Raw genomic sequence first — 24194 nt, 5'->3', positions numbered from 1 at the left:
TCTATGCTCACCTTAAGCCAGACCATCAGCCCTGGTTACTATTAATATGCTTTGCTTTGAGCCTGCTGTTGCTTGTGGCTACCATCACATAAGGGTGTAGTCTGCGTCTGTTTACACGTACAGAGCCATACTGTTTCTGATTTACGGGCAATAAAAACCACCGGATCTAATCCGGTACCCTGATGGGACCCGTCACACAATGGCTGAGTAGATGAACGGCCGCAAGCGCACCAGCAATAAGTCTCCCCTTCAACCAGATCAATCTTTATCGGCGCATTACCTGCACGACGTACTTCGGCGTGAGACATAACAACCTCCTTAAGTAACTGCATGCAATAACCGTAGAAGAGCCAGCCGTATCGCGCAAATTATCCTTAAGGGAAATTAAGTAGTCCTGGAGCTTCAAAAGGTATGAGCACGCTTACTGAGCAGGCAGATACCTGTTCAGTTACATGTAAAAAAGGCAATTTCAGATAGCCATTTTAAACAGCTAAGGGAAGCACAAAATAATAGCGTTTAGCACGCTCGGGGATTAGCCTGCCAGAGCTGGCAGGCTAACAAAGAAGTCTGTTAAGAATCTTCTTTTTTAATTTTACGGATTTTATCCGACAGGCGGGTTTTACGCTGCTCTGAGCCATTACCTTCCTGGCTGTTTTCATCCTGATGTTTTTCAAATACCGACTTAACCTTTTTCTTTTTATCAAGGTTTTTGCGCTTACGGCTCTCATAGCTCTCCGGATCCGCCAGCTTTTCGCTGCGACGCGGTCCATCTAACCAGATTACCGGCTGACCGCCAGTACGTTTTTTCTTAGTTCGTGACATCTTATTACCTATAACTACCTGCACGCATACAATTAGCGGCGGTATTGTTTCTCTTTTGCCTGTTCGGCGGCGAGTCGTTCTTCTTCCAGGCGTTCCTGCTCAAGCCGCTCAGCTTCAAGCCGTTGCGCCTCCCACTTCGCCTGCCATTCGTCAACAGTTTCAAAGGTAACCAGTCCAATTACCCCTGAACGTAATTCATTCAACAGGATTTCCGAAGCTTTATGCAGGTCAACTACACCTCCGGGGCGTAATCCGGCCCGTTTGCGGCCGATACTTTCCAGCGTTTCTTCCGCTGTTTCAGGAATCGATTTCAGCTTATAACGCTGAGTCAGCAGATCTGGATAATCGGTTCGCAAGAATCCAGCAGCATAAGCTGCAATATCTTCATATTCGATAGCCGTATCTTTAATTGCACCGCTGGCTGCTAAACGATAACCGGAATCCCGGTCTTCGATTTTAGGCCAGAGAATACCTGGTGTATCAGATAGAGCCATGCCATTTTTCAGGGTAAAACGTTTTTGCCCTTTAGTGACTGCTGGCTCGTTACCAACCTTAGCAATACGCTTACCCAGTAAAGCATTGATCATCGTGGACTTACCGACGTTCGGTATCCCCATGATCATTGCCCGGACAGGCCTGCCAGCATTAGCCCGCGCTGGTACCTGTTGCTTACAAAGGTCCGGTATACGGCTAATCAGCTTCTTTTGCGAGTAATCGATCAGCAATGCAGTGGTATCCGGCAAACTGTTGAAATACTCAAGCCATTCCTGACTCCGCTGCGGGTCTGCCAGATCGGACTTGTTCAGCAACTTGATTACTGGAGTCCCTTTACGGAGTGAAGACACCATAGGGTTTTCGCTGGAGATCGGCAGGCGTGCATCCAGTACTTCTATAACAACATCTATGTCTTTCATCACTTCGGCGATTTCTTTTCTCGCCTTGTGCATATGACCCGGAAACCAGTTAATACTCATAATCGATATTCTGAAAAAATGCGGGCTGTGATTATACAGACAGCATAGCCCTAAGTAACGGAAATAACGTCATTAACATAAAAAAATGGCAGATTTTATAGTCCACATCATGAGTACTAGGATTGCTGACTTGTTGGTCAGCAGAATATAACCTAAGACTTAGTATATCGGGGACAGTTTAAGGAATAATCATATATGACCACCACCGCTGCGCACTCGCAGGTAATGATGGCCAGACAGCCAATTTTTGACTGTCAGCAACGGGTTGTTGCGTATGAGCTGCTTTATCGTAATGAAGCAGACACAGAACATGCTCTATTTAATGACTCCAGCGCCACCTGCGATGTAATTCTGAATGTTTACACTAACATTGCAGATAACGGCAGCAAGAAGAGCGTGCCAGCCTTCATAAATATGACCCGGGAACTTCTGTTATCAGAAGACTTTCCTGAGTTACCTCGTAAACAAATTGTTATCGAAGTACTCGAAGATATCGCAGCAGATGATGAAATCATTGCAGCGGTAAAGCGTCTGGCTGAAAAAGGCTATCGTATAGCACTGGACGACTTTGTTTACAGTCCTGAATTTGACCCGCTGTTAGAGTTGGCACATATAGTTAAAGTCGATGTACTGGGTATGTCTCCAGATGAAATCGCCAATCAGGTTAAGCTACTAAAGCCATTTAAAGTAACCTTGCTGGCTGAAAAAATTGAAACAGTTGAAGTGCTGGAGCATTGCCATGCACTTGGCTTTAAGCTGTTTCAGGGACACTTCCTGAGTCGACCAAAGATTATCAAGGGACGTAAGCTTGAAGCTAATCATGCTAACTTGCTGGTCCTGGTCAGCGAACTGCAAAATAAACGTACAACACCGGAACGTTTAGAAGAACTGATCATTCAGGATCCTGTGCTGACTTATAAGTTACTACGTATTGTTAACTCAGCAGCCTATTCACTGATCCGTCGTGTTGAATCTCTTTCTGAAGCGATTGTACTTCTGGGAATGGATCAGATTCGTAGTTGGGCAACAATGATTGCACTGGCTAATCGCACCAGCAAGCCTGAAGAAATCTGCCGCTCCCTGCTCTTGCGGGGCAAAATGTGCGAGGCAATTGCCCAGTCACAGGGATTTCAAAACAATAGCAGCTTCTTTATGACCGGTGTGCTGTCGCAGCTACACATTATGCTCGATATTGACCAGGCAACTATGCTTGAGCAAGTGCCACTCGGTGAAGATATTGAGTCAGCAATTAAAGATCATACCGGATCTATGGGTGACATTCTTAAGCATGTCACGCACTATGAAGCCGGTGACTGGGATTTGCTACCTCAGGATATCGATATCGAGGCATACGAAGAATCTTATCGTTCAGCTCTGAACTGGAGCAAAGACGCTATGTTATCAATGTCTAACTGATTCTGAACAGTTACAAATGTAACTAAAGAAGCGAAGGATGCGTCGCTTTAGTTACATTCCCCATCTGCAACTGTATTTACAAACTCCACCCAAATGTTTACCTTGTTGCAATGCAGCAAGGCATGAACAGCTTATGACTGCGCAGACACTAAAAGAATAAATTAAAAGAACCGCAGCCTATGCCATTACCTCCATCAGCACCCCGTGCCCTCCAGCATACACGTACCGTCATCTGTCGTGGATTTAAACGGCAAGACGGCTTGTGGGATATCGAAGGTCACTTAACCGACATCAAAACTACTGCAACGCCACTGCAGGAACGCAATGATGGTTTAGTGCCGGCAGGAGAACCGATTCATGACCTTAGCCTGCGGCTGACGATTGATCTTGATATGAACATTCATGATGTTGCCAGCAGCATGGATCTGACACCCTACCGTTTGTGTCCTGAGATTAGCCAGCATTACAAAAAGCTTATTGGTTTGCGTATTGCTTCAGGCTTTACCCGCCAGACCCGTGAGCTCTTTGGTGGTATTAACGGCTGTACACATTTACTTGAACTACTGGGTCCTATTGCTACTACTGCATTTCAATCTACCCACAAAGAGCAAGTCGCCAGACTCGAACAAATGCCCGGCGCTCAGCCTTTTATGCTGGATAATTGTCATGCCCTGAATACAAGGGGTGAGGTTGTTAAAAAACACTGGCCCAAATATTTTCAGGGTCAGCAGGTTCCAGCAGAAGAACCTGCTTAGCTGTTGGCTTTGGAAAATTCGGTGCGTACAGACGTAAAAAAGGGGATCTTATGATCCCCTTTTTTGTAACTAACAAATTATGACTTGTGTACCAGCTTGTTAACCAGAAAGCCCATGGCGACAATTACGACAGCACCTATTGCGACTGGTGTAAGCAGAAAGCTCCAGCTTTGTCCGGTCAGCATAATCAGCACCGGGTTAGCGCCAGCTGGCGGATGCGTTGTCTTAGTTACCAGCATAAGAGCAATTGCAACACCTGTTGCGGCTCCCAGAGACCAGGGTTCAACACCTACATACGTCACGAAGACAACACCCACCAGTGCTGACAATACATGACCAAATATAACGTTCTTAGGTTGTGCTAACGGACTTTTTGGCAGGCCAAATACCAGAACTGTGGATGCTCCAAATGGCGCCATTAGCCATAAGCCTGCACTGGTAAAGGCTTCCAGATACGCCAGAATTGAAATCGTAACGGCTGCAGCGATGCCAGCCACCAGCGGAAATAACTTAGAATCCAGCATGGATTATCCTCACCATATATAATTATAGGTAGACAAGTTGGTCTACCTTTTGGTGCATGGTAGACAAGTCTGTCTACCTCTGTCAATATTCATGTCGTAAACAATTCCATCCGGAGTTGTTATATATACAAGTATCTTTATATTCCGGGCCAGAATGACCGAAAAACAACTCACTATCGTACGCACAGCCCTACGTTTATTTTATCGGCAAGGAATTCATGCGGTTGGGATCAACGAGATCATCCAGCAATCCGGCGTTGCTAAAAAGACACTCTACAGTTACTTCTCCGGTAAAGAAGCACTGATAATTGCCGCTCTCAATTACCGTGACGAAATATTTATGGGTTGGTTAACTGGCAAGATGTCTTCTGTTGCTCCAGGTCAGGATGCACTTCTCGCTATGTTTGACGGCCTGGACGACTGGTTCAATGACAGAGCTGACGCGCTGGGAAGCTTTCGTGGCTGCTTTTTTATTAATGCCAGCGGTGAATATACTGATCCGTTAACGGCGGTTCATAAAGCCTGCAAAGAACACAAAAAACATGTTTATCAGCTGGTGATGCAGCACACTCGTCTGATTCGTTCTGATGAATCAACAGCCATACTACTGGCAGACACCCTTTGCCTATTAAAAGAAGGGGCGATCACAACGGCTATGGTTCAGGAAGATTCGCAAGCAGCCATCAAACTTATGCCGCTGGTAAAGAGCCTGACTCATTCCTGATAACAAAAAAAAGCCTTCATATCTGAAGGCTTTTTCTAAACTTTCTATAATTCTAGCTATTTAAGGTTAAGTGCTAAGCCACTTTAAACTGCCCAACCAGTGCTTTCAGCTCCATCGATAAATCACGCATACTGTCACTGCTAACGGCAGTATTACGGGAGCCCTCAGAAGTTTCATCCACCTGAGTCAGAATAGCCATAATACTAGTACTTATTTCCTCCATTACAGCACCCTGCTGCTCGCTGGCAGTAGCAATCTGATTATTCATGTCATTAATAGAAGAAATTGCCTGAGTAATACTTTGTAATGATGTTCCCGCCTCAACTGCCTGAGTCACACAGCTTTTTGCCTGATCCTGACTTCGCTGCATGACGTTTACGGCGGTCATCGCACTGCTTTGTAAGCGTTCAATCATTCCCTGAATTTCCTGAGTTGAATCCTGAGTACGTTGTGCAAGATTACGTACCTCATCAGCAACAACGGCAAAGCCACGGCCCTGCTCACCAGCCCGGGCTGCTTCAATTGCAGCGTTTAGAGCCAGAAGGTTAGTCTGATCTGCAATATCCCGGATGACATCAAGAACAGTGCTTATGGTATTGCTGTCAGATTCAAGCTGGCCTATCGCCCCGGAAGCCTGGTGAATCTCTTCAGTCAGGACATTGATTTCCTGAATTGCGTTATCCAGCACACGCATACCCTGGCTGGCTTCAGTGTCTGACTGATTTGTAGCAGCCGCAGCTGAAGTTGCATGACGGGCAACCTCCTGAACCGCAGCAACCATCTGGTGGCTGGCAGATGAAACCTGATCGATCGACATTTTCTGCTGATTAATCGCATAATCAGCTTTTTCAGCGGTAGAAGCTAACTGGCTGGAAGAAGAAGAGATGTTCTCAACCGAAGCACCTACCTGCTGGACCATTGCCATAACGTTAGCGGCAAAAAGATTAAAACTACGGGCAAGGTCTGTCAGTTCATCATTACCTTTCTCTTCCAGCCGGTTACCTAAATTACCGTCTCCTTCGCCTATTTCACGCATAGCCTCAACCACCTGATTAAGAGGTGTCAGTACGAAACGTAATGTCATGAATATAACGGCGATCAGTGCTGCGCAAACGAGTAGCTGAAATGTAAACGCAGTGTTCATCCAGAAGTTAGCACTAGTTTGGGCAGCTTTTAACTCAGCGGCTGTGCGCTGATCAATCTCTGCAAAAAACAGATCAACAGGCCCCATTATCTTCGTCACTTCCCGATGATAATTTGCGTCAAACAGGATACGTATAGCGAAGGTTTCAATGCTTTCACCACTGTTTGCTTTATAAGGTCCCGCAGCAACAATGCCCTGTTTAATACTGTTCATTGCCTGTTCTTCTGTTCTGATCAGGTCATTAGAAAGCTGTCCCGCTTCTTTAAGCAGGGCAAATTCAGCATCTGTAAAATTTAGGTCTTTCATTATATCGGCCTGAGGTTTGATCACCCCAGGATAGAGATCAGGATGAAACTCAGCTGGTCTGGGTATGTCACCACTACGCCATTGAACTATCTGCCAGTATTTCTCCTGATAGGCTTGATCCCCAGTGGCGACATACGTTCTGGCAAGACGGGTAAGATTTTTAGATGACTGTAAAAACTCATCCGCAATCAGGTTGGACAAATGACGCTTTTCGCTGGCCTTAAGCTGGTCGTCATTTTTCGATACGGCAACTTTTTCGGCAACCAGGGCGGCTCCCATCAGCACCATAGACAAACAAAAAACACTTACGAGCTTAGTTCTAATTTTCATAACTCATCCTAATTATTGTTACAAAAATTCAGGGGCGTCCGTGATTTGCAGTACATTCACATGAACGAATAATCCCCATCCTTAGGCTGATCCATGAAAACTTTACTAATCGCTATCCCATCCACTGAAATAGCTTACATATTGATTAGTAAGCGCTTTGATGTACCTGCAGCACGTAAGTCTAGTACTGCATGCTGACATTGCCATGTCACATTACTTATTTTGTGTAAAACCTTTACAAGAGGTAAAAGACTAAAACCCTTTAACTGCTATGTAAGCCGCATCAAGGCTGACTCTGGAGTTAGGATTTGTATCTAGAGCCCAACAGAAAATAATTCTGACTGATTGCTCACAACATTCAGCATTTGCCTTGCAGCACTGGATAACGGATACCGTCGCCGGGTAAGAATTCCCACAGGCCTGGATATTTTTGGTGCCTGCAAGGGTTTACACAATACCTGCATTTCCTGCATCTGACGTATACATACAGAAGGCACGGCACTCACACCTAAGCCTGCTGAAACCATTCGGCCAATAGTCACTAACTGATGGCTCTCAAATTCTGGTGACAACTGCATGTTGAGAGCCCCTAACTCATCTTCAAGCAACTGACGCATACTGGAAGGTTTTTGCAAACTTATAAAATCATGTTGCAGTAAATCAGCCCACTGAATCTCTTTGTTGTCAGCCAGCGGACTCTTTTGATTAACAATGGCTACAAAATGATCTTCAAATAACGGTGTAAAGCTCAGGTCATCAGCATCGCCGGGATCAAAACTGAAACCAATTTCAATCCGCCCTTCCCTGACCAGGTCGACAACACTTTCTGCTACTACATCCTGGACAGTCACTGCAATCTGCGGATATTCAATGCGAAATGCTTTTAACAGAGCAGGTAGAAGACTGCTGGCAAACGATGGCATAGCACCAATAATGATTCGGCCACGGTTTAAGGCAAAACGCTGTTGTAAATCTTCCAATGCATTATCCCAGTCAAGTAGCATGCGCTCCGCAATGGGAAAGAACTCTTCACCTTCAGGTGTCAGTGCCAGGGTTCGTGTCGTTCTGGCCAGCAACTCTCCACCAACTTCTTCTTCAAGATTCTTTATCGCTATACTCAGAGCTGGTTGCGATAAATGTACCCGTACACAGGCCTCTGTAAAACTACGTGTATGTGCGACAGCTACGAATGCCCGTAATTGCTTAAGGGTGATATTACGCATGAAGAAAGATCTCTGATTATGACGGCGAAACTTATTTATAAGCTTATTTATAAATTTATTAAATAAATTATTCAAATAATTTTATTGGATTAATAAAGCTATCTGTCAGACACTTCTTAAAAACGAATAAGAAGTTTCCGGAGCACACCATGAATCAACCCCTTTGGTCCCCTTCTGCCGAAGCGATAGCAGCATCTAACATTCGCGCGTTTAGCCAACAGTGCGAAACTCGCTTTGATCTTAATCTGCCGGATTACGACAGTTTGTGGCAATGGTCTGTTGATTACCCTGAAGACTTCTGGAGTGCTTTCTGGGATTACGCAGAAATTAAAAGTCAGCACCGGGGCGAGAGAGTTCTTATTGACGGCAACAAAATGCCAGGCGCGCAATTCTTCCCTGATGCGAAACTTAACTTTGCAGAAAACCTGTTACAGCGTCGTGATGAAAGTGACGCCATTGTCTTCAGAGCCGAAGACCAGGCTAACCGTCGGGTTAGCTGGAACCAACTGTACGATCAGGTTTCCCTGTTAAGCCAGGCGTTACGTAATGCAGGCGTAGTACCGGGTGACCGGGTCGCAGGCTTTGTGCCTAACATGCCTGAAACCATTATTGCTATGCTGGCAGCCGCCTCAGTCGGAGCTATCTGGACTAGCTGCTCTCCGGATTTTGGAGTTAACGGTGTATTAGACCGCTTCGGTCAGTCCCGCCCTAAAGTATTGTTCTGTGCGGATGGGTACTTCTACAACGGTAAAGGCCATGACAGTCTGAATACTGTTGCTGAGATCCTTACCGACCTTGCCGTTGTAGAACAGGTTATCGTGTTGCCTTTGCTGAACGATACACCTGATATCAGCGTGGTAAAAAAAGTACGTTCTGCAGCAACTCTGGCAGACTTCACGGCTGATTTCATAGCCAGTGAAATTGAGTTTGTAGCAATGCCATTTAATCATCCGCTGTTTATCATGTATTCCAGCGGTACCACAGGCAAACCTAAATGCATCACACACAGCGCAGGAGGTATGCTGCTTAACCTGCGAAAAGAGCATCTGCTGAATTGTGATCAGCGTCCGGAAGACAGGGTCTTTTACTTTACGACTTGCGGCTGGATGATGTGGAACTGGTTAATTGGTGCTCTCGGTACAGGTGCAACTGTCATGCTGTACGACGGCTCCCCTTTCTATCCAAACGGCAATGTATTGTACGACTATGCAGCTGAAGAAAAATTTACGTTGTTTGGCACCTCAGCCAAATATATTGATGCCTGTCGCAAAGCCGGGCTCAAACCTATTGAAACCCACGACCTGAAAGATCTTCGTGCTATCTGCTCAACCGGATCGCCACTGGTTGATGAAGGTTTTGATTACATCTACGAATCAGTAAAACAGGATGTACAGTTATCTTCTATTTCAGGCGGTACTGATATCTGCGGCTGTTTCATTCTTGGTAACCCTACAGGCCCGGTATGGCGTGGAGAAATTCAGGCCCGCGGTTTAGGTCTGGCTATTGAAGTATTTGATGATGATGGCCAGCCAGTACGTGGCGACCGTGGTGAAATGGTTTGTACCAAACCTTTCCCTAATATGCCCGTTGGTTTCTGGGGTGACGACAGCGGTGAAAAATATCAGTCCGCGTACTTTGATAAATACGCCAATATCTGGACTCATGGTGATTTTATTGCCATCACTGAACACAATGGCGTGGTTGTATATGGGCGCTCTGATGCAACCCTTAACCCGGGTGGCGTCCGTATAGGTACCGCAGAAATTTACCGCCAGGTGGAGCTTTTTGATGAGGTTCAGGAAGCTATCGTTATTGGCCAGGAGTGGGATGCTGATACCCGGGTGGTGTTGTTTGTACGGTTAACTCAGGGTGTTTCCCTCACCGACGATCTTGTGATCACAATGAAAAAGCGCATTCGCAGCGAATGCACACCTCGCCACGTACCAGCTAAGATCATTGCTGTTACAGATATCCCCCGTACGCGTTCAGGCAAGATTACAGAGCTGGCTGTAAGAGATGTCGTACATGGTCGTCCGGTTAAAAATAAAGAAGCCTTAGCTAATCCGGAAGCACTTGAACTATTCGCTAACATAGCTGAACTTCAGCAAGACTAGCTGCCTGATAACGTCATCTGGCTATGTATAATTAAAAGTGCCTTCTGTGAAGGCGCTTTTTTTATGCAACTGATTGATTGCTCTATATCAAACTTCAGCAAAACTTTTGCCTTGAGCGACATATCCATGCCGTATTTCGGCGCTTTTCTGACGTCTTCAGATAATTAATCCATGCCATGAAAGAGGACACTAGCGGCTTACTAGATTCACAGTAGGTATAAGCCTGCTGCATAACAACTACATCAACCTATCGGTACATGCCAAAACGCCTCAGGCTTTCGCCGGCGAAAGGTTACTGATAACTGGTCAAGGTAATAGCGATTATGTCCAATCCTGAAATTATTCAGAACTTTATCCAGGGCTTTACAGCGGAAACTACGCCTGCTGGCGCAGCTAAAATTCCTGATTTTCGCGAGCACTTACGCGAAGGTACCGTTGTATATATCACCTTCCTGCCAGGTTCGGACTTTAATGACACCGTTGATGTAGCCGTACGTTTACGTAAAGAAGGTTTCATTCCTGTACCTCACTTTGCTGCCCGGAGCATTACCAACGAACAAGTTCTGGAAGAAAACATTAAACGCGTTGTTGGTGAAGCCGGTGTTGACTGGGTTCTGACAATTGCAGGTGCTGTAGATAAGCCTCTGGGCGACTTCTCTGACTCTACTCAACTGTTACAAACTGGCTTGTTCCAGAAGCACGGCATTAATAAAATTGCGGTTGCCGGTCATCCTGAAGGCAGCCCTGATATGTCTGATAAGGCAATTCTGGATGCAATGCGCTGGAAGAATGCTTACGCGAAAGAAACCGGTACCGATATGTACATGGTGACTCAGTTCGCATTCGACGTAGATCCAATTATCCAGTGGGATAAGTTCCTGCAATCTGAAGGCAATTCACTACCGATCCATATCGGTGTACCAGGTCTGGCAACATTGAAATCTCTGATGATGCACGCTAAGCACTGTGGTGTTGGCGCATCTATGAAGGTTCTGACTAAACAGGCTAAGAACATTACTAAGCTGTTGGTTGTTAATGCACCAGACAAGCAGCTTACAGATCTGGCTCACTACCACGCGACTGATCCTAACTGCGGTATTACCGGTATTCACATGTACCCGTTAGGTGGCCTGCGTCGCACTGCTGAATGGAGCTATGAAGTTGCTGACGGCCGTATCGTTATGAATAAGAAAGGTGGTTTCGACACCATCAACAAAATCAGCTAATTAGCTGGTTGTAAAAGTTGCCCATGTAAAAGGCCTCTTCTGAGGCCTTTTTTATGCCTGTAATTTAATAAAGCTTGTAACCTTAACTCATAGACCCGCCGTTACATTGCGCCGTTTATTACTCATTTAATTCGGGCAATTACTTTTCCTGATCATCTTTAAATCAAACTATCTGATGAATTTATTGAGTTTTCCATCTGGTCAAACTTGACGTCATTTCCCCGATGCGTTACCTATGTATTTGTTTTAAAACTCAATCTGGTCGGTCAGGGAAGCCACGAATTGTAATGCTTACCTGTATCGTCTCAACAAAAACAATAATTACGAGAACGCTATGAAACACTTTAAAACCCTGGCTATGGCATCTGCCATTGGCCTGATAACTGCTTCACAAGTACAAGCTGCAACTGAGTGGAACGTATCACTATGGGGTAAACCACGGGCATTTACCGCGCATGTTGAAAAGCTGGCAGAACTGGTTGAAGCCAAAACAAACGGCGATTTCAAACTCAATCTCTCCTACGGTGGCCTCTCAAAGAACAAAGAAAACCTTGATGGTATTTCTATCGGTGCATTTGAGATGGCACAGTTCTGTGCCGGTTATCACCGTGACAAAAACCCAACAATCACTGTGATGGAACTGCCTTTCCTGGGTGTGTCATCCCTTGAGCAAGAAACAAAAATTGCCCAGGCACTATATAAGCACCCTGCCGTTGCAAAAGATCTGGCCCGCTGGAGCGCAACTTTACTGATGCCCTCCCCAATGCCTCAGTACAACATTGCCGGTGTAGGTGATGCGCCCAAAACTGTTGCGGATTTTGAAGGTATGCGTGTACGTGCAACCGGCGGTATTGGTAAAGCTATGTCCGGTGTAAATGCAGTACCCACCTCAATGTCTGCAACTGAAGTACGCACCTCTCTGGACTCAGGTGTTATTTCTGCCGTTGCTTTCGCACCCCATGCACACATGGCTTTCGGTACTGTTGAATCTGCCAAATGGTGGACCACTAACCTTAACCCAGGCACGGTTAACTGCCCTGTAGTAGTTAACACAGATGCTTTGGGTAGCCTGAGCGATGCGAACCGTGAAGCACTGTTAGGTTCAGTCGATGAAGCACTGGCGTATTACATTGACAACTATAACGGCAAGACAATGAAGGCCTGGGGCCCGAAGCTGGATGAGAAAGGTATTGAGCGTGTCACTTTCTCTGATGCAGAGATCGCTGAATTCAAATCTAAAGTTGCCGGACCTACTCGTGAAGCCTGGATAAAAGATATGACCGCTAAAGGCATACCTGCTCAGGAATTATATGACCTGGTTAATGGCATGATTACTCAGTAAAGCTTTTTCTTCTCTGATACTCAGCCCGTCTTAGTACGGGCTGTTTTATACAGGTACTTTAATATGGCTGGATCCTCTGCTGTACTCAGTGATTCATCTCTTCTCAGTCGGCTGGACCGAGCATTTCATGTTGCTGAATCCTGGCTGGCACTCCTAAGTGGCATAACCATTTTTTTACTGGTCCTGCTGGCTGTCGTGAATGTCCTTGGTCGCTGGCTGTTTAGCCTGCCTGTTAGTGGCTATATCGACTGGGTTGAGCAATTTATGGCGATCTTCGCATTTTTTGGCATTGCTTACTGCCAGCGCCTCGGTGGTCACATCCGCATGGATATATTCGTCAGCAAGCTGCACGGCCGTAAGCTCTGGCTAAGTGAAGCTGTTACCACACTGTTAATGTTATTCGTCACTTTGGTGCTCATTTACGGCTCATACCTTCACTTTCTACGTGCCTACACTAACGGCGATAGTTCAATCGATATAGGTTTGCCTGTATGGCCTGCCAAACTTGTCATTCCATTTGCTCTGACGGTATTGGCGCTACGTTTAATTTTACAGTTCTGGGGCTATCTCAGAGCCTTTAAAGAAGATACTGATACCCCTGTTGCCGTTCCGCTGATTGAAGACGCAGCCACTCAGGCATCTCATGAAGCGGATACTGTTTCCGGCATGGACGCGCAAGACAAAAATAACGGAGGCAGTGTATGAGCGATTTATTCACTGCTATGGGCGAGCTAAGCTCAATCAACATTGGCTTAATTATCACAGCGCTGATGTTATTCATGGTCATTATCGGTGTACGCGTCGCATTTGCTGCCGCCAGCGCTGGCTTCTTTGGTTTACTGTGGATTTTCTCCGCTAAACTTGGCTTTGAAAAAGGTTTTGGTGTTGCCGTCAAAATGGCCGGCACTATCCCGCATTCCAAAGCAACTACGCTATCATTGTCACTGATTCCAACCTTTATCCTGATCGGTTACCTGGCATACTATGCAGGCCTGACCAAGGCGCTGTTTCGGGCAGCTAAATGTTGGGTTGGCTGGCTCCCTGGTGGTCTTGGGGTTGCAACAGTATTTTCAACGGCAGGTTTTGCCGCGGTATCTGGCGCCTCCGTCGCAACATCCGCAGTATTTGCCCGGATAGCCATTCCGGAAATGCTGAAAGTCGGTTATGACAAACGCTTTGCTGCCGGCGTTGTCGCTGCTGGCGGCACACTGGCTTCACTGATCCCCCCTTCTGCAATTCTGGTCATCTACGCGATTATTGTTGAGCAGGATGTAGGCACATTGCTAATGGCTGGCTTTCTGCCAGGAATAGTATCTGCAATCATCTATGCGGGTTTAGTCATCCTGTTAGCTAAATGGCGTAAAGATCTGGGACCACCTGTCAGTGGCTTTAGCTGGGGTGAACGTCTGGCATCCTTACCCGGTGCATTGCCGATATTCTTTGTTGTCGGCATCATTATGGTATGTATCTATGGCGGTGTCGGCACACCAACGGAAGCTGGCGCGCTGGGTGCCTTTGTCGTACTGATTATGGCGCTCTATCAGGGAATGAAATGGCATAACCTGAAAGATGCTCTTATTGAGTCTGCAAAGCTCACCGTTATGATCTTTACCATCATTTGGGGCGTACTGCTGTATGTGCGCTTTCTGGGTTTTGCAGATCTGCCTTCAGCGTTTTCAGACTGGATTACGGCTCTCGATCAGCCGCCGATGATGACCTTACTATGTATTTTGCTGGCCTATGCTGTACTGGGCATGTTCATGGATGCTATTGGCATGTTGTTACTGACACTGCCAGTGGTTTATCCAGCTGTTATTGCCTTAAACGGTGGTGAAGCCGTCGCCGCTGCTGATTCTGCATTCGGCGTATCCGGTGTAGGCTGTGCCATCTGGTTTGGCATTATCGTCGTAAAAATGGCAGAGCTCTGTCTGATCACCCCACCTATTGGTCTCAACTGCTTTGTTGTTGCCGGGGTACGAAAAGACATTTCCGTACAGGACGTTTTCCGGGGAGCTACACCTTTCTTCGTAGCGGATGTAGTTACAATTGCTGTTCTGATCGCCTTCCCAAGCATAGTACTCTGGTTGCCTTCGCTGATTGGCTCATAGCAATCAAAACTCGGGATCATTAGGGCATTCTTTTCAAAATTGCCCATTATAAAGCCGCTGAAATCAGCGGCTTTATATTTATATCAGTTGGTAACTTCAGATTACAAACCTACGTCATGACAGCAAGATTCGGCTGGACCAACGGATAGGTTTTCTGGCTTTGAGAAAGCTTATTTCGAACCAATAATTCCAGATAGTTAATTGCACAGCGGTTAGGGTCCATCACAGGTATATAACTCCCTACTAATTTCTGCAGACTGTTCGCAAGATGTTCAGCATAGGCAACGAATCCGGTACAACCAAAGGTAATCGCTTCGGCACCGAATTCTCTGACAGCTCTGACAGCGTATTCAACCAGCATCTGTTTAATTACAGTGTCATCCGCTAGGTCGTATACCCCCAGAGGTAGCGCCAATACTGTTGCCAGATTATTATCAATCCCGAACATGCGGGCATGCTCACGCTGCATATCATCGGCGTTAGCGATAGTCAGAATCGCAAAACGCTGACTCAGCATCATTGCGGTATATGCGCTGGCCCGATACCCTCCAATCACCGGAATGCGGACTAACTGGCGGGAAGCTTCAACGCCACACATGTCCATATCCGTGACAAACACACCATCAAAGCCATCAGCTTCAGCCTGTTGTACCGCCTTAATAACATGACTGGCATTAATAGCCAGATCCGCCCTTGATTCGATACAAGAGGTACCTGAATCAAGATTACGGACTGAAACACTACAGTCTTTACCTACAGCTGGCCTTACGTGCTCTAAAATAGATTCGTTGAATGCGGATGTATTTACAGGCACCAATATCAGCAAGTTCACAATGACACTCCTTCAGCTAATTGCTTAGCCTGACTAAGAACATCTTTGACACCTGGTAATTTGCCATTGTGTGGTTTCTGATAATCAGTGAACGGCGAAACTAAAGCCTCCTGTGGCCAACCGATAGATGCTAATTCATCCAGACACAGTTGTTGAAAGTATTCGGTATTCAGCGCGTCAGGAACAGGCAATACAAAAAGATTTAACATCAACGGCCGACCCTGTTTCGCATATTCAGCCTGAGTACTGACTAGTTCAGCGTTGCTTATAGTGTCGCCATTGCTGCACAGATAACAGATTAAGTCGGGTGCCATAGCCAAAGATTGCCAGTGGCCATACAGATCTTCACGTTGTACCAGCAGGCTTTCGTTTTCAACTTGCACCCTGTAACGGCGACCGAACTCATCCAGCAGTTCCACTTGCAGAAAATCAAAACCGTCTCTGGTTTCTTCATTAATACTTAGCAAGCGAACTCTGGCTAGATGCACACCCCCCGTTACCTCTGCTATTGCACTGATAGTTGCTGTCTCATGACCTTTGTTATTACGCAAAACGCGGCCCAGATTTAAACAATCGGTCATAGCCCCAGGAACAATAAAGCCAGGGCTAACAGCATTCAGTGACTTACCTGTGGCAGCATAACAACTGAATGCAGAACGCTGATCAAAACCATCATCATAAGTAATAATGCCGTGTAGCATATCGCTGAGATTTTGGGTGTTTTGAGTATTAATCACCAACTGTGCCCCACCCTGGTGCTCATCCTGTTCTGAAACAAGCGCAATTGGTGATAACCGAGGCGCTGACTCTACAGGTTGTGCAAGCCCAAGCATTGGGATGATTGGTACAGCCCGGCCACAACCATCAGCATCAATCATGGGAATATTCTCCTGTGCTGCAAGCAACATGTTCATGCCATAGGCAATCGTGCCGGTTTCCACAGCACTGACAGCTGAGAATTTTAGGCCTGGTTGATCTAACTGTTGCGCCATAGCTTCTTCATGCAGTTTGAATGCACGTAAAGGCGCGTGTTCAAAACCTTCACTTAAATACTTAGCAGGTGCTCCTAGCGCCCCTACGAACGGGCACCACAGCTCATCCGGAACGTCCACTCCCGGCTGAAAATAAGCAAGCCCGGTCTCACCGCGCTGACGAAGGATATCCAGTGTTTGCTGTAGTAACTGGCTACCATTCTCAAATGCACCACCGCCACCACTGGCATAAAAATGTGCTCCACGAAGGATGTCTTCGAGATCCTGAAACGAAAAATAGCGTAAGTCTTCCATGCGAAAGCCTCTCTTATAGAGATAAATTCAGTAAAATATATAGAAAGTATTTTCGAGATATCTAACGACAGGTTGTCGCTGTAAAACTACGTAGACGATTAAAGTCACGGCGCAACGCCTTAGGGTTCGTGTTGTACACCCTTAACACTCCAGCCTGATCCTGCACCGTTGCGGTAGCATTAATGGCCGTACCTTCACTTATAAACCAGTCAATGCCGTAATCACTTTCCAGCTCAGGCTGATGAAGACACATTACCTCCCCGGGGCCAACTGGAAGCAAAGCAGCGAAACGGTCATTCTTACTGCTTGCCTGTAACGTATTTAACCAGCGCTTATCAGTTGCAAGATACAAGCTGCAATCCATCAGATTGATACCGGAATTATCTGCATGCAGCGGAACTACAACGGTTCCCGGGACCCGCATGGCTATTTCCAGAAACGTAATGGTCTCAGTCTGCGCATCATAAAAGAACTCATGATGTGTAATGCCGTTCTGCAGCCCAAGTGCTTTAATAACTTTACAATTAAAGCTATTCAGAACTTCACGCAGTGTACCCGGTATAGATGGCATGAAGCTGAGCGGCTGTCCCTGAACAAATTCAAAATTAGTACAACCAAGTTCGAGTACTGAAGAAAAAATAACCCCGCCATCAACAACAACTGAATCACACTGATACATATTGCCGGAAATGAACTCATCAACTTCATATTCAAAGCTGAAATCAGTTCGTGCTAAAAGTTCGCCAAAGGATGCAAAGTGGCTATAGTTGTCAATAACAGCCACATTTACACTGCCAGCCCCTGAAACCGGCTTTATGACCATGCGCGCCCCCAGCGCCTTAACTAACAGCTGATAATACTCTTCACAGTTTTCACTATAACTCTGCTGATCAAATTTTTGATGCTTCGGGATACTGTCTGGAATACAGTTGCCAACTGTCAGTTTCATCGCCAGCTTATCGCGGAATATTTCTACCTGCTCAGGTAGATCACCGGCAATACCAAAAGCTTCACGTAAGCGTGCAGCAACCATCAGGTTATCTTCTTGCTGGCAGTAAATACTTATATTGCCAGCAGAGCCCAGCAATTCAATTTCAGCCTTTACCCGATTAGCTATTGCAGAAAAATCCAATTCTGGCCGCAATGTTAATGAGCAATTACCTCTGACATGAACCACTTCATCAATATATTTAGTTATTCGCTCATCGAGCGTCTCATTTTCAGATAAAAACAACACGATCTTTGAGTGTTTTTTAATCCTAAAAAAGGCTTCTGAAGACGCATAATGAAGATAAGTTTGAGATAAAACAAACAAGGTTTTAATCATCTTTAATTTCCCTTTACATGCTTAAAACATTAATTATTCGCATTTACGAACAGGAAAAACATACAAGATGAAAACAAATAGTTAAAGCATGATGAATTTATCAAAAATTAATTTTGATAGTTATTAGGTAAAATCATAAGATATTGAAACATAAGTATAAAACTAGATCTATGCTAATCCATAGGTATTATTTTACACATAAAGAGCATACTAACTCAGTCAGTTACAATTAATATTAAGTTTAAGTAAAATGACTAAATACATATTAAAAAGACTAACTTATTTATTATGAGCGTTTAAATGTTATATAAAGAAATAAAATCTAACTGAATATATTTAACGTTTGTATAAAACAATATTGTGTAAAACACAAAATGGTTATTATATTTTAAATTTATTTATATCTTTCTTAACTATTCTATTTACAACAGCTTCCGTCTATTTGAATTGGTGGGCAAGGCACCGTTCCATATGAACAAAACACGCAGCAATCCCCTTTTAATGGTTTGAACAGTGCTTTGCAGGACTCACATTCATAAAACCACTGGCAGGAATCTGTTGGCATTTGTTCCGGCTTAACATAGCCACATTCCGGACAAGTTAGTTCAGAGGTTAAGATCACTTTACCTGACATATCTAATCTTCCTCCGGGGTAGCATTTGGTTTTCGTAAGCGCATAGTGCAACTTTGGCGAGGTGGTGATATCAGGTCGTACACACCCACGATAAACATCAGAGCAATTGCCAGATAAAACATCAAAGTGCTCCAGTTATCTGTCCAGAACAGATACAAAGTTGCTAATACCATCAGTGGGCCCGCCATTGCCAGTAACAACCGCCACCAAAGCCGGTGCTGCATTCCCGTTAAAACAGCTGCGCCCAATGCTAACCAGGCGAATACGGGTAAGAGTGTATTAATAAACACTCCCTCGTACTGAGCCAAAAATCCCATTCCCATTGCAGCACCCAACGCTCCGAGTACAGGGAAGCAAGATGCACAGCCCATAGCTGAGATAATCGCCCCGAAAGCCCCCAGTTTTTCTGTAGCAAGCGCAAATCCAGACAGTCGCATTTCTTACCTTAAATCTCTGTTAGATCCGATATCAATTTTGCAGCATAAACTCCGTACCATAGTGCGGAGTCAATATTGGACAGTTAATTGACTGTAGTTTCGCGGACCATGCTGTCAATTGCCGGGCATTCATCAATACCTGCTGAAATGTTCTGATCACAACTAAGCACAATGCTTTCTAACCTACTCGCCAGGAGCTGCAGATCTTTCATGCGAGTCTCAACCTCAGAGAGACGTACCGCAGCTAAATTACGGGTTAACTGGCAATTACTGCCGCCATCCAGCGCCAGTAATGCCAATATATCTTTAAGGCTAAAGCCGAGATTCTTAGCTCTGCGAATAAACAATAACCGCTGTAAATCCAACGCCGTATAATGGCGGTAACCACTTGCGGGCTTTGCCGGTTCTTGCATCAGGCCGTAACGCTGATAATAACGAACGGTTTCTACACCAACTCCCGCACTGGACGCTAATACACTTATCGTCATTACTGCCGTATTTACATACATAGTTAAACTTCTTTTGATTAGCCTTTTGATATAAATGATTATAAGAAAAAACCACTGACGAAGCCCACTAGCATTGATGCTAGCAACGCCAGAAGTAAGTACAGAATAAACACTTGCCCCCTTACCAGAGCAAATACAGGCACTGCAGCCCAAGCACTGGTTATGCCACCTGCTATCAAAAATGTCAGTGCTGCATCAGGGCCCATACCCGCATCAATCAGGCTTCTGACCAACGGTAAAGCGGCATAGCCATCCAGATATATAGGCGAACCTACAATTGCAGCTAAAGGCACCGCCCAGGTAGCGTCACTACCAAACAACTCTGGTAACCACTCTAATGGCACAAACCTTTGCAAATAAAACTCAGCAATAAACGCAAGAGACAACCAGATAATCATCAGTCTGCCATTGCTTTTAATACTGCCCTTGAATACTGTTTTACGATGCTGTTCTTTCCAGAACGACCATAAAAGACTGTCTTCAGTACCAAGCATGTTAGTGCTCAACCTATGTAACTCAGACTGTGCTTTTATTGGTTCGCGTAAATAGCCACTACTGGTCATCAGTAACACAGCCAAACCGCCAAATAATCCAGCTCCAACAGCACCTGCCGTCTTAGCAATTGCCAGTGGCCAGCCTAATGTAGCAGCCGTAAGAGACAGCATGGCAGGATCGGTTATTGGTGATGCCAACCAGAACGCCATAACAGGTGCTAATGGAACTCTTGCCAGCAGCAGGCCAGCTATTAATGGTAATACAGTTGCACCGCATACAGGTGTTATCGCCCCGGCCAGTGAAACCCAGAGAATCATTGATAATTCTCTGCCACGAAACGCCCGTGCAATCAGTTGTACGGAATTAGTTGCTAGCATAAAAGCAGTTAAAGCCACTCCAATGATAATCATCGGGCTAACCAGCCACAGACTCTGTAATGAAAATTGAATAGCTTGCCAAAATGCTACCGGGTTAATACATATGATGAGCACCGTTAACAAACCAAACAGCCAGTAACGGGCATTGCTAGTTCGACTGTCTGAACCCATACAGCCAGACTCAGAAACTTCACAGGACATGATTTTTACCTTATCTAATTACATTGTCTGCTCAGAGTAATAGCGCTAACATGATTTAAAAAATGAATAGTTATGATCCAATCCATGAAAAATATCGAACGCTCTAATATCGACAGTGAACTGCTGCGGACATTTCTTGCGATTGCTGAAACTAAAAATCTTACTCAGGCAGCAAACCTGCTTAACCGTACTCAGTCAGCAATAAGCGTCCAGATACGTAAACTGGAGGAAGCTCTTGATACCTGCCTGTTTTACCGGCAACCAAGAGGCATGCTGTTAACTGAAAGTGGACATCGCCTGTTACCTGAAGCAACAGTATTGGTAAACGATATTGACCGGATATCCCGCCTATTCAGTAATAAACTGACCGGGCAAATAAGCATAGGGGTACCAGACGACTTTTCACGTCCATGGCTGGAAGCAATTCTGCGACAGTTTGCGCTGCGTCATCCCGATGTAGATGTCACTGTCAACGGCAGTTTCAGTGAGAACTTCCCACAGGCAATCAGTAAAGGCGAGCTGGATATGGCGCTATATACGGTTGGCCCCGATGAGTCCTGTGACGATATCATCTGTCAGGAAGAGATGGTTTGGGCGGTCACTGATAACTTTATAACAGAGCCGGAAAAACCTTTACCACTGGCGCTCTTTAACCGTGAGTGCTGGTGGCGTGAGGCAGCCGTTAAAGCACTGAGTAACGCCGGTGTAAATTATCGGATTGCTTTTAGCAGTGAAAGCTTGTCGGGAATAATAGCAGCTATAAATGCTGGTCTTGTCATTGGCATGCTAAGCCGTTCAAGCTTGCAGCCTCATATGCGCGAGCTGAGCAACGTTGACGGCCTGCCTGAATTGCCGGTATCCACAACCATTTTGCTAAGCGGTCCGCAAGACACGCCGCTTACTCAGGCCATGAGCCAGGTCATTACCGAAGTCACCCACTGATCTATCTGTCAGTGGCTTTAGACAGCACCTTCATTAATAACTTATTGGTTGTATTAGAAGCACAACAGTAATAAGTAGCAATAAAAAAACCGGGCAAAAGCCCGGTTTTTTATATGAGTTAACTTAATTAGATAAGCACTAGATCAACGGTTGTATGTGACCGGTAAAATCATCTGGCTGGACCATGCCGATCAACGTCATGTTCGGCTGAATGTTGCCCTGTTTATCATAAAAAATCAGTGCTGGCGGTCCAATCACACTATAGCGTTTATACAGTGCCTTTGAATCGGCATCATTGGCAGTCACATCTACTTTAACACTGATAAATGACTTAAGTGCTTGCTGAACGCCGGCATCAACAAAGGTTATCTTGTCCAGCTCAACACAGGAAATACACCAGTCAGCATAGAAATCCAACATAACAGGCTGACCATTTTGCTCAGCAGTCATGAGAATTTGATCAAGTGCCTGTTCATTCGTCACTTTTACAAACTCTACCTTAGCTTCTTGAGACGCAACTCCACCGTTAGAAGCCAATCCTTTCAGTGGCTGGAACAGGCTCTGACTGCCACTCAGGCTGCCTATAACCAGGCTCCCTCCATAGACAAGAATCAGTACAGCAATGCCTTTCCAGAAACGCTGCCATTTACTGGCATCTACCAGAGAATCCAGCGCTTTCATGTAAACCGCGCTCACCAGCAGAATCACACCGTACAAGAAGATCGCGACACCGTCAGCTATCACCCGGTCAAGCATCCAGACCGCCAGCAGCAGCAACATGACACCGAAGCCTGCTTTAACGTTCTCCATCCACATACCGGCTTTAGGTAACAACTTACCCGCTGAAGCACCGACAATTAATAGAGGAATCCCCATACCCATACTCAGACTGAATAATGCTGCACCACCTAAAACGGGATCGCCGGTCTGGCCAATATAAATCAGCGCTCCTGCGAGCGGTGCAGCCATGCACGGGCCAACAATTAGAGCAGACAGCAGGCCCATAATAACGATGCCGATCAGGCTGCCGCCCTGCTGGCTGTTACTCATTTCATTAAGTTTGCTCTGTAAACTGTTAGGCAGCTGCAGGTCGTAAAAACCAAACATCGACAAAGACAATAAAACGAAAATGAAGCTGAAGAAGCCTATGATCCATGCATTCTGGAAAGCCGCCTGCAAGTTTTCACCAAACAGGCCAGCGATAATACCGATTACCGTATAGGTAACTGCCACAGACAACACATAGACCAGCGATAAGAAGAATCCTCGTTTAGCACTGACTGGCTGTTTCTGGCCTATGATGATGCTCGAAAGAATCGGGATCATCGGAAAGACACAAGGTGTCAGTGCCAGCGCCATTCCAGCGACAAAGAATGCCCCCAGAGTCAGCAACAGGTTGCTGGACGATAACAGTTGCGCGAACCTATCCTGTTCACTTAATGTCGTCGTCAATGGTTGAGCAGGCTGCTTAGGTATAACCGCCTGAATGACTTTATCTGCATTCGCCATAGCCGGATCAGTTGCTGCCACCACAGGTATCACTGAAGCTTTAACAACCGGAATATCTTTAAGACTAACGGTCTTCTGCACGGGCGGGTAACAGATACCACCATCCCAGCAGCCCTGATAAGAAACAGTCATTGTTTCATTAACAGCCGCACCGGTAGTGCTGCTAAGCTGAAGATCCATCAATCCCTGGTTGTAATAAACATAAACATCACCAAACAGGGGGTCTGATTTCAGCTTGGCTGCAGAATGTTCACGGGACAATTCAGATATCTGCTCACTGGTCGTCAGCTCTGTTTTGTCACGATACAGGTAATAACCGTCTTTGATCGTCCAGACCAGTTTAAGCTTGCCGTCTGCGCCCTGTTCATAATCAAACATAAAGGCTTGTTCGACATCGACAGGACCATCACTGGCACCGAAAGGGTCAGCGTTATCGAACAGGCCTGCCTGTACTGCCGGCACTGTCGAAAGTATGAAAAAAGTGCAAGCTAGCAGATAGCTGAGCCATTGCTGAATTCTTTGCAACACGGTTATTCCTATAATGAAGTTATACGGGATGCTAAATGGACAACCATTTTACTGAACAGTTCTGTTTGAGCGCGATAAAACTGTTTAAAAACAGTAATCTTTATCTGAC

23 protein-coding genes are annotated in these 24194 nt (G+C 45.6%); 9 read left to right on the top strand and 14 right to left on the bottom strand.

Annotation, left to right across the window (positions count from 1 at the left end; all coding sequences use genetic code 11):
* Positions 1–41 precede the first annotated feature (41 nt).
* The 3 genes from OCU49_RS11910 to ylqF form a co-directional block, all read right to left on the bottom strand.
* Positions 42–308: a CDGSH iron-sulfur domain-containing protein gene (locus OCU49_RS11910; RefSeq protein WP_261840790.1), complete on the bottom strand. Its 267-nt coding sequence runs from the start codon at positions 306–308 to the stop codon at positions 42–44.
* Positions 309–570: 262 nt separating this feature from the next.
* Positions 571–822 carry a hypothetical protein gene (locus OCU49_RS11905; protein WP_261840789.1) on the bottom strand — a complete coding sequence of 84 codons (252 nt, stop codon included), beginning with the start codon at positions 820–822 and terminating at the stop codon, positions 571–573.
* Positions 823–854: 32 nt separating this feature from the next.
* On the bottom strand, positions 855–1796 hold the full coding sequence (ylqF, locus tag OCU49_RS11900) for a ribosome biogenesis GTPase YlqF (protein ID WP_261840788.1): 942 nt from the start codon (positions 1794–1796) through the stop codon (positions 855–857).
* A gap of 195 nt (positions 1797–1991) precedes the next feature.
* On the opposite strand from ylqF, the gene OCU49_RS11895 reads away from it, so the two are divergent.
* Together OCU49_RS11895 and OCU49_RS11890 are read left to right on the top strand one after the other, a co-directional pair.
* A complete protein-coding gene (locus tag OCU49_RS11895; protein WP_261840787.1) occupies positions 1992–3212 on the top strand; it encodes an EAL and HDOD domain-containing protein in 1221 nt (406 codons plus the stop codon).
* A gap of 179 nt (positions 3213–3391) precedes the next feature.
* Complete coding sequence (locus OCU49_RS11890) at positions 3392–3967, top strand: DUF2889 domain-containing protein (RefSeq protein WP_261840786.1); 576 nt, start codon at positions 3392–3394, stop codon at positions 3965–3967.
* A 77-nt stretch (positions 3968–4044) separates the two neighbouring features.
* Here the strand turns inward: OCU49_RS11890 and OCU49_RS11885 are convergent, their stop codons facing one another.
* The gene (locus OCU49_RS11885) at positions 4045–4491 is read right to left on the bottom strand and encodes an HPP family protein (protein WP_261840785.1); all 447 of its coding nucleotides are present in this window, start codon (positions 4489–4491) and stop codon (positions 4045–4047) included.
* Between the two features lie 154 nt (positions 4492–4645).
* Here OCU49_RS11885 and OCU49_RS11880 point away from each other — a divergent pair, with 154 nt between their 5' ends.
* Entirely contained in the window at positions 4646–5215 is a 570-nt protein-coding gene (locus OCU49_RS11880; protein ID WP_261840784.1) for a TetR/AcrR family transcriptional regulator, read from the top strand.
* 73 nt (positions 5216–5288) lie between these two features.
* Here the strand turns inward: OCU49_RS11880 and OCU49_RS11875 are convergent, their stop codons facing one another.
* Together OCU49_RS11875 and OCU49_RS11870 are read right to left on the bottom strand one after the other, a co-directional pair.
* On the bottom strand, positions 5289–6995 hold the full coding sequence (locus tag OCU49_RS11875) for a methyl-accepting chemotaxis protein (protein ID WP_261840783.1): 1707 nt from the start codon (positions 6993–6995) through the stop codon (positions 5289–5291).
* Positions 6996–7309: 314 nt separating this feature from the next.
* Positions 7310–8218, bottom strand: coding sequence for a LysR family transcriptional regulator (locus tag OCU49_RS11870; protein ID WP_261840782.1), 909 nt, complete (start codon positions 8216–8218; stop codon positions 7310–7312).
* Positions 8219–8367: 149 nt separating this feature from the next.
* On the opposite strand from OCU49_RS11870, the gene OCU49_RS11865 reads away from it, so the two are divergent.
* The 5 genes from OCU49_RS11865 to OCU49_RS11845 all read left to right on the top strand — a co-directional run bounded on the left by OCU49_RS11865 (position 8368) and on the right by OCU49_RS11845 (position 15008).
* Positions 8368–10332 carry an acetoacetate--CoA ligase gene (locus OCU49_RS11865; RefSeq protein ID WP_261840781.1) on the top strand — a complete coding sequence of 655 codons (1965 nt, stop codon included), beginning with the start codon at positions 8368–8370 and terminating at the stop codon, positions 10330–10332.
* 323 nt (positions 10333–10655) lie between these two features.
* On the top strand, positions 10656–11558 hold the full coding sequence (locus OCU49_RS11860) for a methylenetetrahydrofolate reductase (protein WP_261840780.1): 903 nt from the start codon (positions 10656–10658) through the stop codon (positions 11556–11558).
* Between the two features lie 334 nt (positions 11559–11892).
* Positions 11893–12900, top strand: coding sequence for a C4-dicarboxylate TRAP transporter substrate-binding protein (locus OCU49_RS11855; protein ID WP_261840779.1), 1008 nt, complete (start codon positions 11893–11895; stop codon positions 12898–12900).
* 63 nt (positions 12901–12963) lie between these two features.
* On the top strand, positions 12964–13605 hold the full coding sequence (locus OCU49_RS11850; RefSeq protein WP_261840778.1) for a TRAP transporter small permease subunit: 642 nt from the start codon (positions 12964–12966) through the stop codon (positions 13603–13605).
* The gene (locus OCU49_RS11845) at positions 13602–15008 is read left to right on the top strand and encodes a TRAP transporter large permease (protein WP_261840777.1); all 1407 of its coding nucleotides are present in this window, start codon (positions 13602–13604) and stop codon (positions 15006–15008) included. Before OCU49_RS11850 ends, OCU49_RS11845 begins: the two co-directional genes overlap by 4 nt.
* A gap of 109 nt (positions 15009–15117) precedes the next feature.
* Here OCU49_RS11845 and OCU49_RS11840 read toward each other — a convergent pair whose 3' ends face one another.
* From OCU49_RS11840 to OCU49_RS11815, 7 genes are all read right to left on the bottom strand, one after another.
* Positions 15118–15840, bottom strand: coding sequence for an aspartate/glutamate racemase family protein (locus OCU49_RS11840; protein ID WP_261840776.1), 723 nt, complete (start codon positions 15838–15840; stop codon positions 15118–15120).
* Positions 15837–17126, bottom strand: a complete 1290-nt coding sequence (locus OCU49_RS11835; protein WP_261840775.1) for an S-methyl thiohydantoin desulfurase domain-containing protein — start codon at positions 17124–17126, stop codon at positions 15837–15839. Before OCU49_RS11835 ends, OCU49_RS11840 begins: the two co-directional genes overlap by 4 nt.
* Before the next feature lie 61 nt (positions 17127–17187).
* Positions 17188–18453, bottom strand: a complete 1266-nt coding sequence (locus tag OCU49_RS11830; RefSeq protein WP_261840774.1) for an ATP-grasp domain-containing protein — start codon at positions 18451–18453, stop codon at positions 17188–17190.
* A 418-nt stretch (positions 18454–18871) separates the two neighbouring features.
* Positions 18872–19087 (bottom strand): GDCCVxC domain-containing (seleno)protein, encoded by a 216-nt coding sequence (locus OCU49_RS23705; RefSeq protein ID WP_272885297.1) that lies wholly within the window; start codon positions 19085–19087, stop codon positions 18872–18874.
* 2 nt (positions 19088–19089) lie between these two features.
* The gene (gene merC, locus OCU49_RS11825) at positions 19090–19524 is read right to left on the bottom strand and encodes an organomercurial transporter MerC (RefSeq protein WP_261840773.1); all 435 of its coding nucleotides are present in this window, start codon (positions 19522–19524) and stop codon (positions 19090–19092) included.
* Positions 19525–19607: 83 nt separating this feature from the next.
* Positions 19608–20033, bottom strand: coding sequence for a MerR family transcriptional regulator (locus OCU49_RS11820; RefSeq protein WP_261840772.1), 426 nt, complete (start codon positions 20031–20033; stop codon positions 19608–19610).
* 38 nt (positions 20034–20071) lie between these two features.
* Positions 20072–21106: a permease gene (locus tag OCU49_RS11815; protein WP_261840771.1), complete on the bottom strand. Its 1035-nt coding sequence runs from the start codon at positions 21104–21106 to the stop codon at positions 20072–20074.
* A gap of 72 nt (positions 21107–21178) precedes the next feature.
* On the opposite strand from OCU49_RS11815, the gene OCU49_RS11810 reads away from it, so the two are divergent.
* The gene (locus OCU49_RS11810; RefSeq protein ID WP_261840770.1) at positions 21179–22048 is read left to right on the top strand and encodes a LysR family transcriptional regulator; all 870 of its coding nucleotides are present in this window, start codon (positions 21179–21181) and stop codon (positions 22046–22048) included.
* 138 nt (positions 22049–22186) lie between these two features.
* On the opposite strand, the gene dsbD is transcribed toward OCU49_RS11810, so the two are convergent.
* On the bottom strand, positions 22187–24085 hold the full coding sequence (gene dsbD, locus OCU49_RS11805) for a protein-disulfide reductase DsbD (RefSeq protein WP_261840769.1): 1899 nt from the start codon (positions 24083–24085) through the stop codon (positions 22187–22189).
* Positions 24086–24194 lie beyond the last annotated feature (109 nt).

Origin of the sequence: Aliamphritea ceti, assembly GCF_024347215.1 — a bacterium.
Taxonomy (GTDB): Bacteria; Pseudomonadota; Gammaproteobacteria; order Pseudomonadales; family Balneatricaceae; genus Amphritea; species Amphritea ceti.
The sequence above is the reverse complement of the archived record's forward strand: the minus strand, read 5'-3'. Positions and strand labels throughout refer to the sequence as shown.

Excerpts from the sequence above, each read along its gene's own strand:
- OCU49_RS11910 (WP_261840790.1), bottom strand. The coding sequence starts at position 308 with ATGTCTCACGCCGAAGTACGTCGTGCAGGTAATGCGCCGATAAAGATT.
- OCU49_RS11905 (WP_261840789.1), bottom strand. The coding sequence starts at position 822 with ATGTCACGAACTAAGAAAAAACGTACTGGCGGTCAGCCGGTAATCTGG.
- ylqF (WP_261840788.1), bottom strand. The coding sequence starts at position 1,796 with ATGAGTATTAACTGGTTTCCGGGTCATATGCACAAGGCGAGAAAAGAA.
- OCU49_RS11895 (WP_261840787.1), top strand. The coding sequence starts at position 1,992 with ATGACCACCACCGCTGCGCACTCGCAGGTAATGATGGCCAGACAGCCA.
- OCU49_RS11890 (WP_261840786.1), top strand. The coding sequence starts at position 3,392 with ATGCCATTACCTCCATCAGCACCCCGTGCCCTCCAGCATACACGTACC.
- OCU49_RS11885 (WP_261840785.1), bottom strand. The coding sequence starts at position 4,491 with ATGCTGGATTCTAAGTTATTTCCGCTGGTGGCTGGCATCGCTGCAGCC.
- OCU49_RS11880 (WP_261840784.1), top strand. The coding sequence starts at position 4,646 with ATGACCGAAAAACAACTCACTATCGTACGCACAGCCCTACGTTTATTT.
- OCU49_RS11875 (WP_261840783.1), bottom strand. The coding sequence starts at position 6,995 with ATGAAAATTAGAACTAAGCTCGTAAGTGTTTTTTGTTTGTCTATGGTG.
- OCU49_RS11870 (WP_261840782.1), bottom strand. The coding sequence starts at position 8,218 with ATGCGTAATATCACCCTTAAGCAATTACGGGCATTCGTAGCTGTCGCA.
- OCU49_RS11865 (WP_261840781.1), top strand. The coding sequence starts at position 8,368 with ATGAATCAACCCCTTTGGTCCCCTTCTGCCGAAGCGATAGCAGCATCT.
- OCU49_RS11860 (WP_261840780.1), top strand. The coding sequence starts at position 10,656 with ATGTCCAATCCTGAAATTATTCAGAACTTTATCCAGGGCTTTACAGCG.
- OCU49_RS11855 (WP_261840779.1), top strand. The coding sequence starts at position 11,893 with ATGAAACACTTTAAAACCCTGGCTATGGCATCTGCCATTGGCCTGATA.
- OCU49_RS11850 (WP_261840778.1), top strand. The coding sequence starts at position 12,964 with ATGGCTGGATCCTCTGCTGTACTCAGTGATTCATCTCTTCTCAGTCGG.
- OCU49_RS11845 (WP_261840777.1), top strand. The coding sequence starts at position 13,602 with ATGAGCGATTTATTCACTGCTATGGGCGAGCTAAGCTCAATCAACATT.
- OCU49_RS11835 (WP_261840775.1), bottom strand. The coding sequence starts at position 17,126 with ATGGAAGACTTACGCTATTTTTCGTTTCAGGATCTCGAAGACATCCTT.
- OCU49_RS11830 (WP_261840774.1), bottom strand. The coding sequence starts at position 18,453 with ATGATTAAAACCTTGTTTGTTTTATCTCAAACTTATCTTCATTATGCG.
- OCU49_RS23705 (WP_272885297.1), bottom strand. The coding sequence starts at position 19,087 with ATGTCAGGTAAAGTGATCTTAACCTCTGAACTAACTTGTCCGGAATGT.
- merC (WP_261840773.1), bottom strand. The coding sequence starts at position 19,524 with ATGCGACTGTCTGGATTTGCGCTTGCTACAGAAAAACTGGGGGCTTTC.
- OCU49_RS11820 (WP_261840772.1), bottom strand. The coding sequence starts at position 20,033 with ATGTATGTAAATACGGCAGTAATGACGATAAGTGTATTAGCGTCCAGT.
- OCU49_RS11815 (WP_261840771.1), bottom strand. The coding sequence starts at position 21,106 with ATGTCCTGTGAAGTTTCTGAGTCTGGCTGTATGGGTTCAGACAGTCGA.
- OCU49_RS11810 (WP_261840770.1), top strand. The coding sequence starts at position 21,179 with ATGATCCAATCCATGAAAAATATCGAACGCTCTAATATCGACAGTGAA.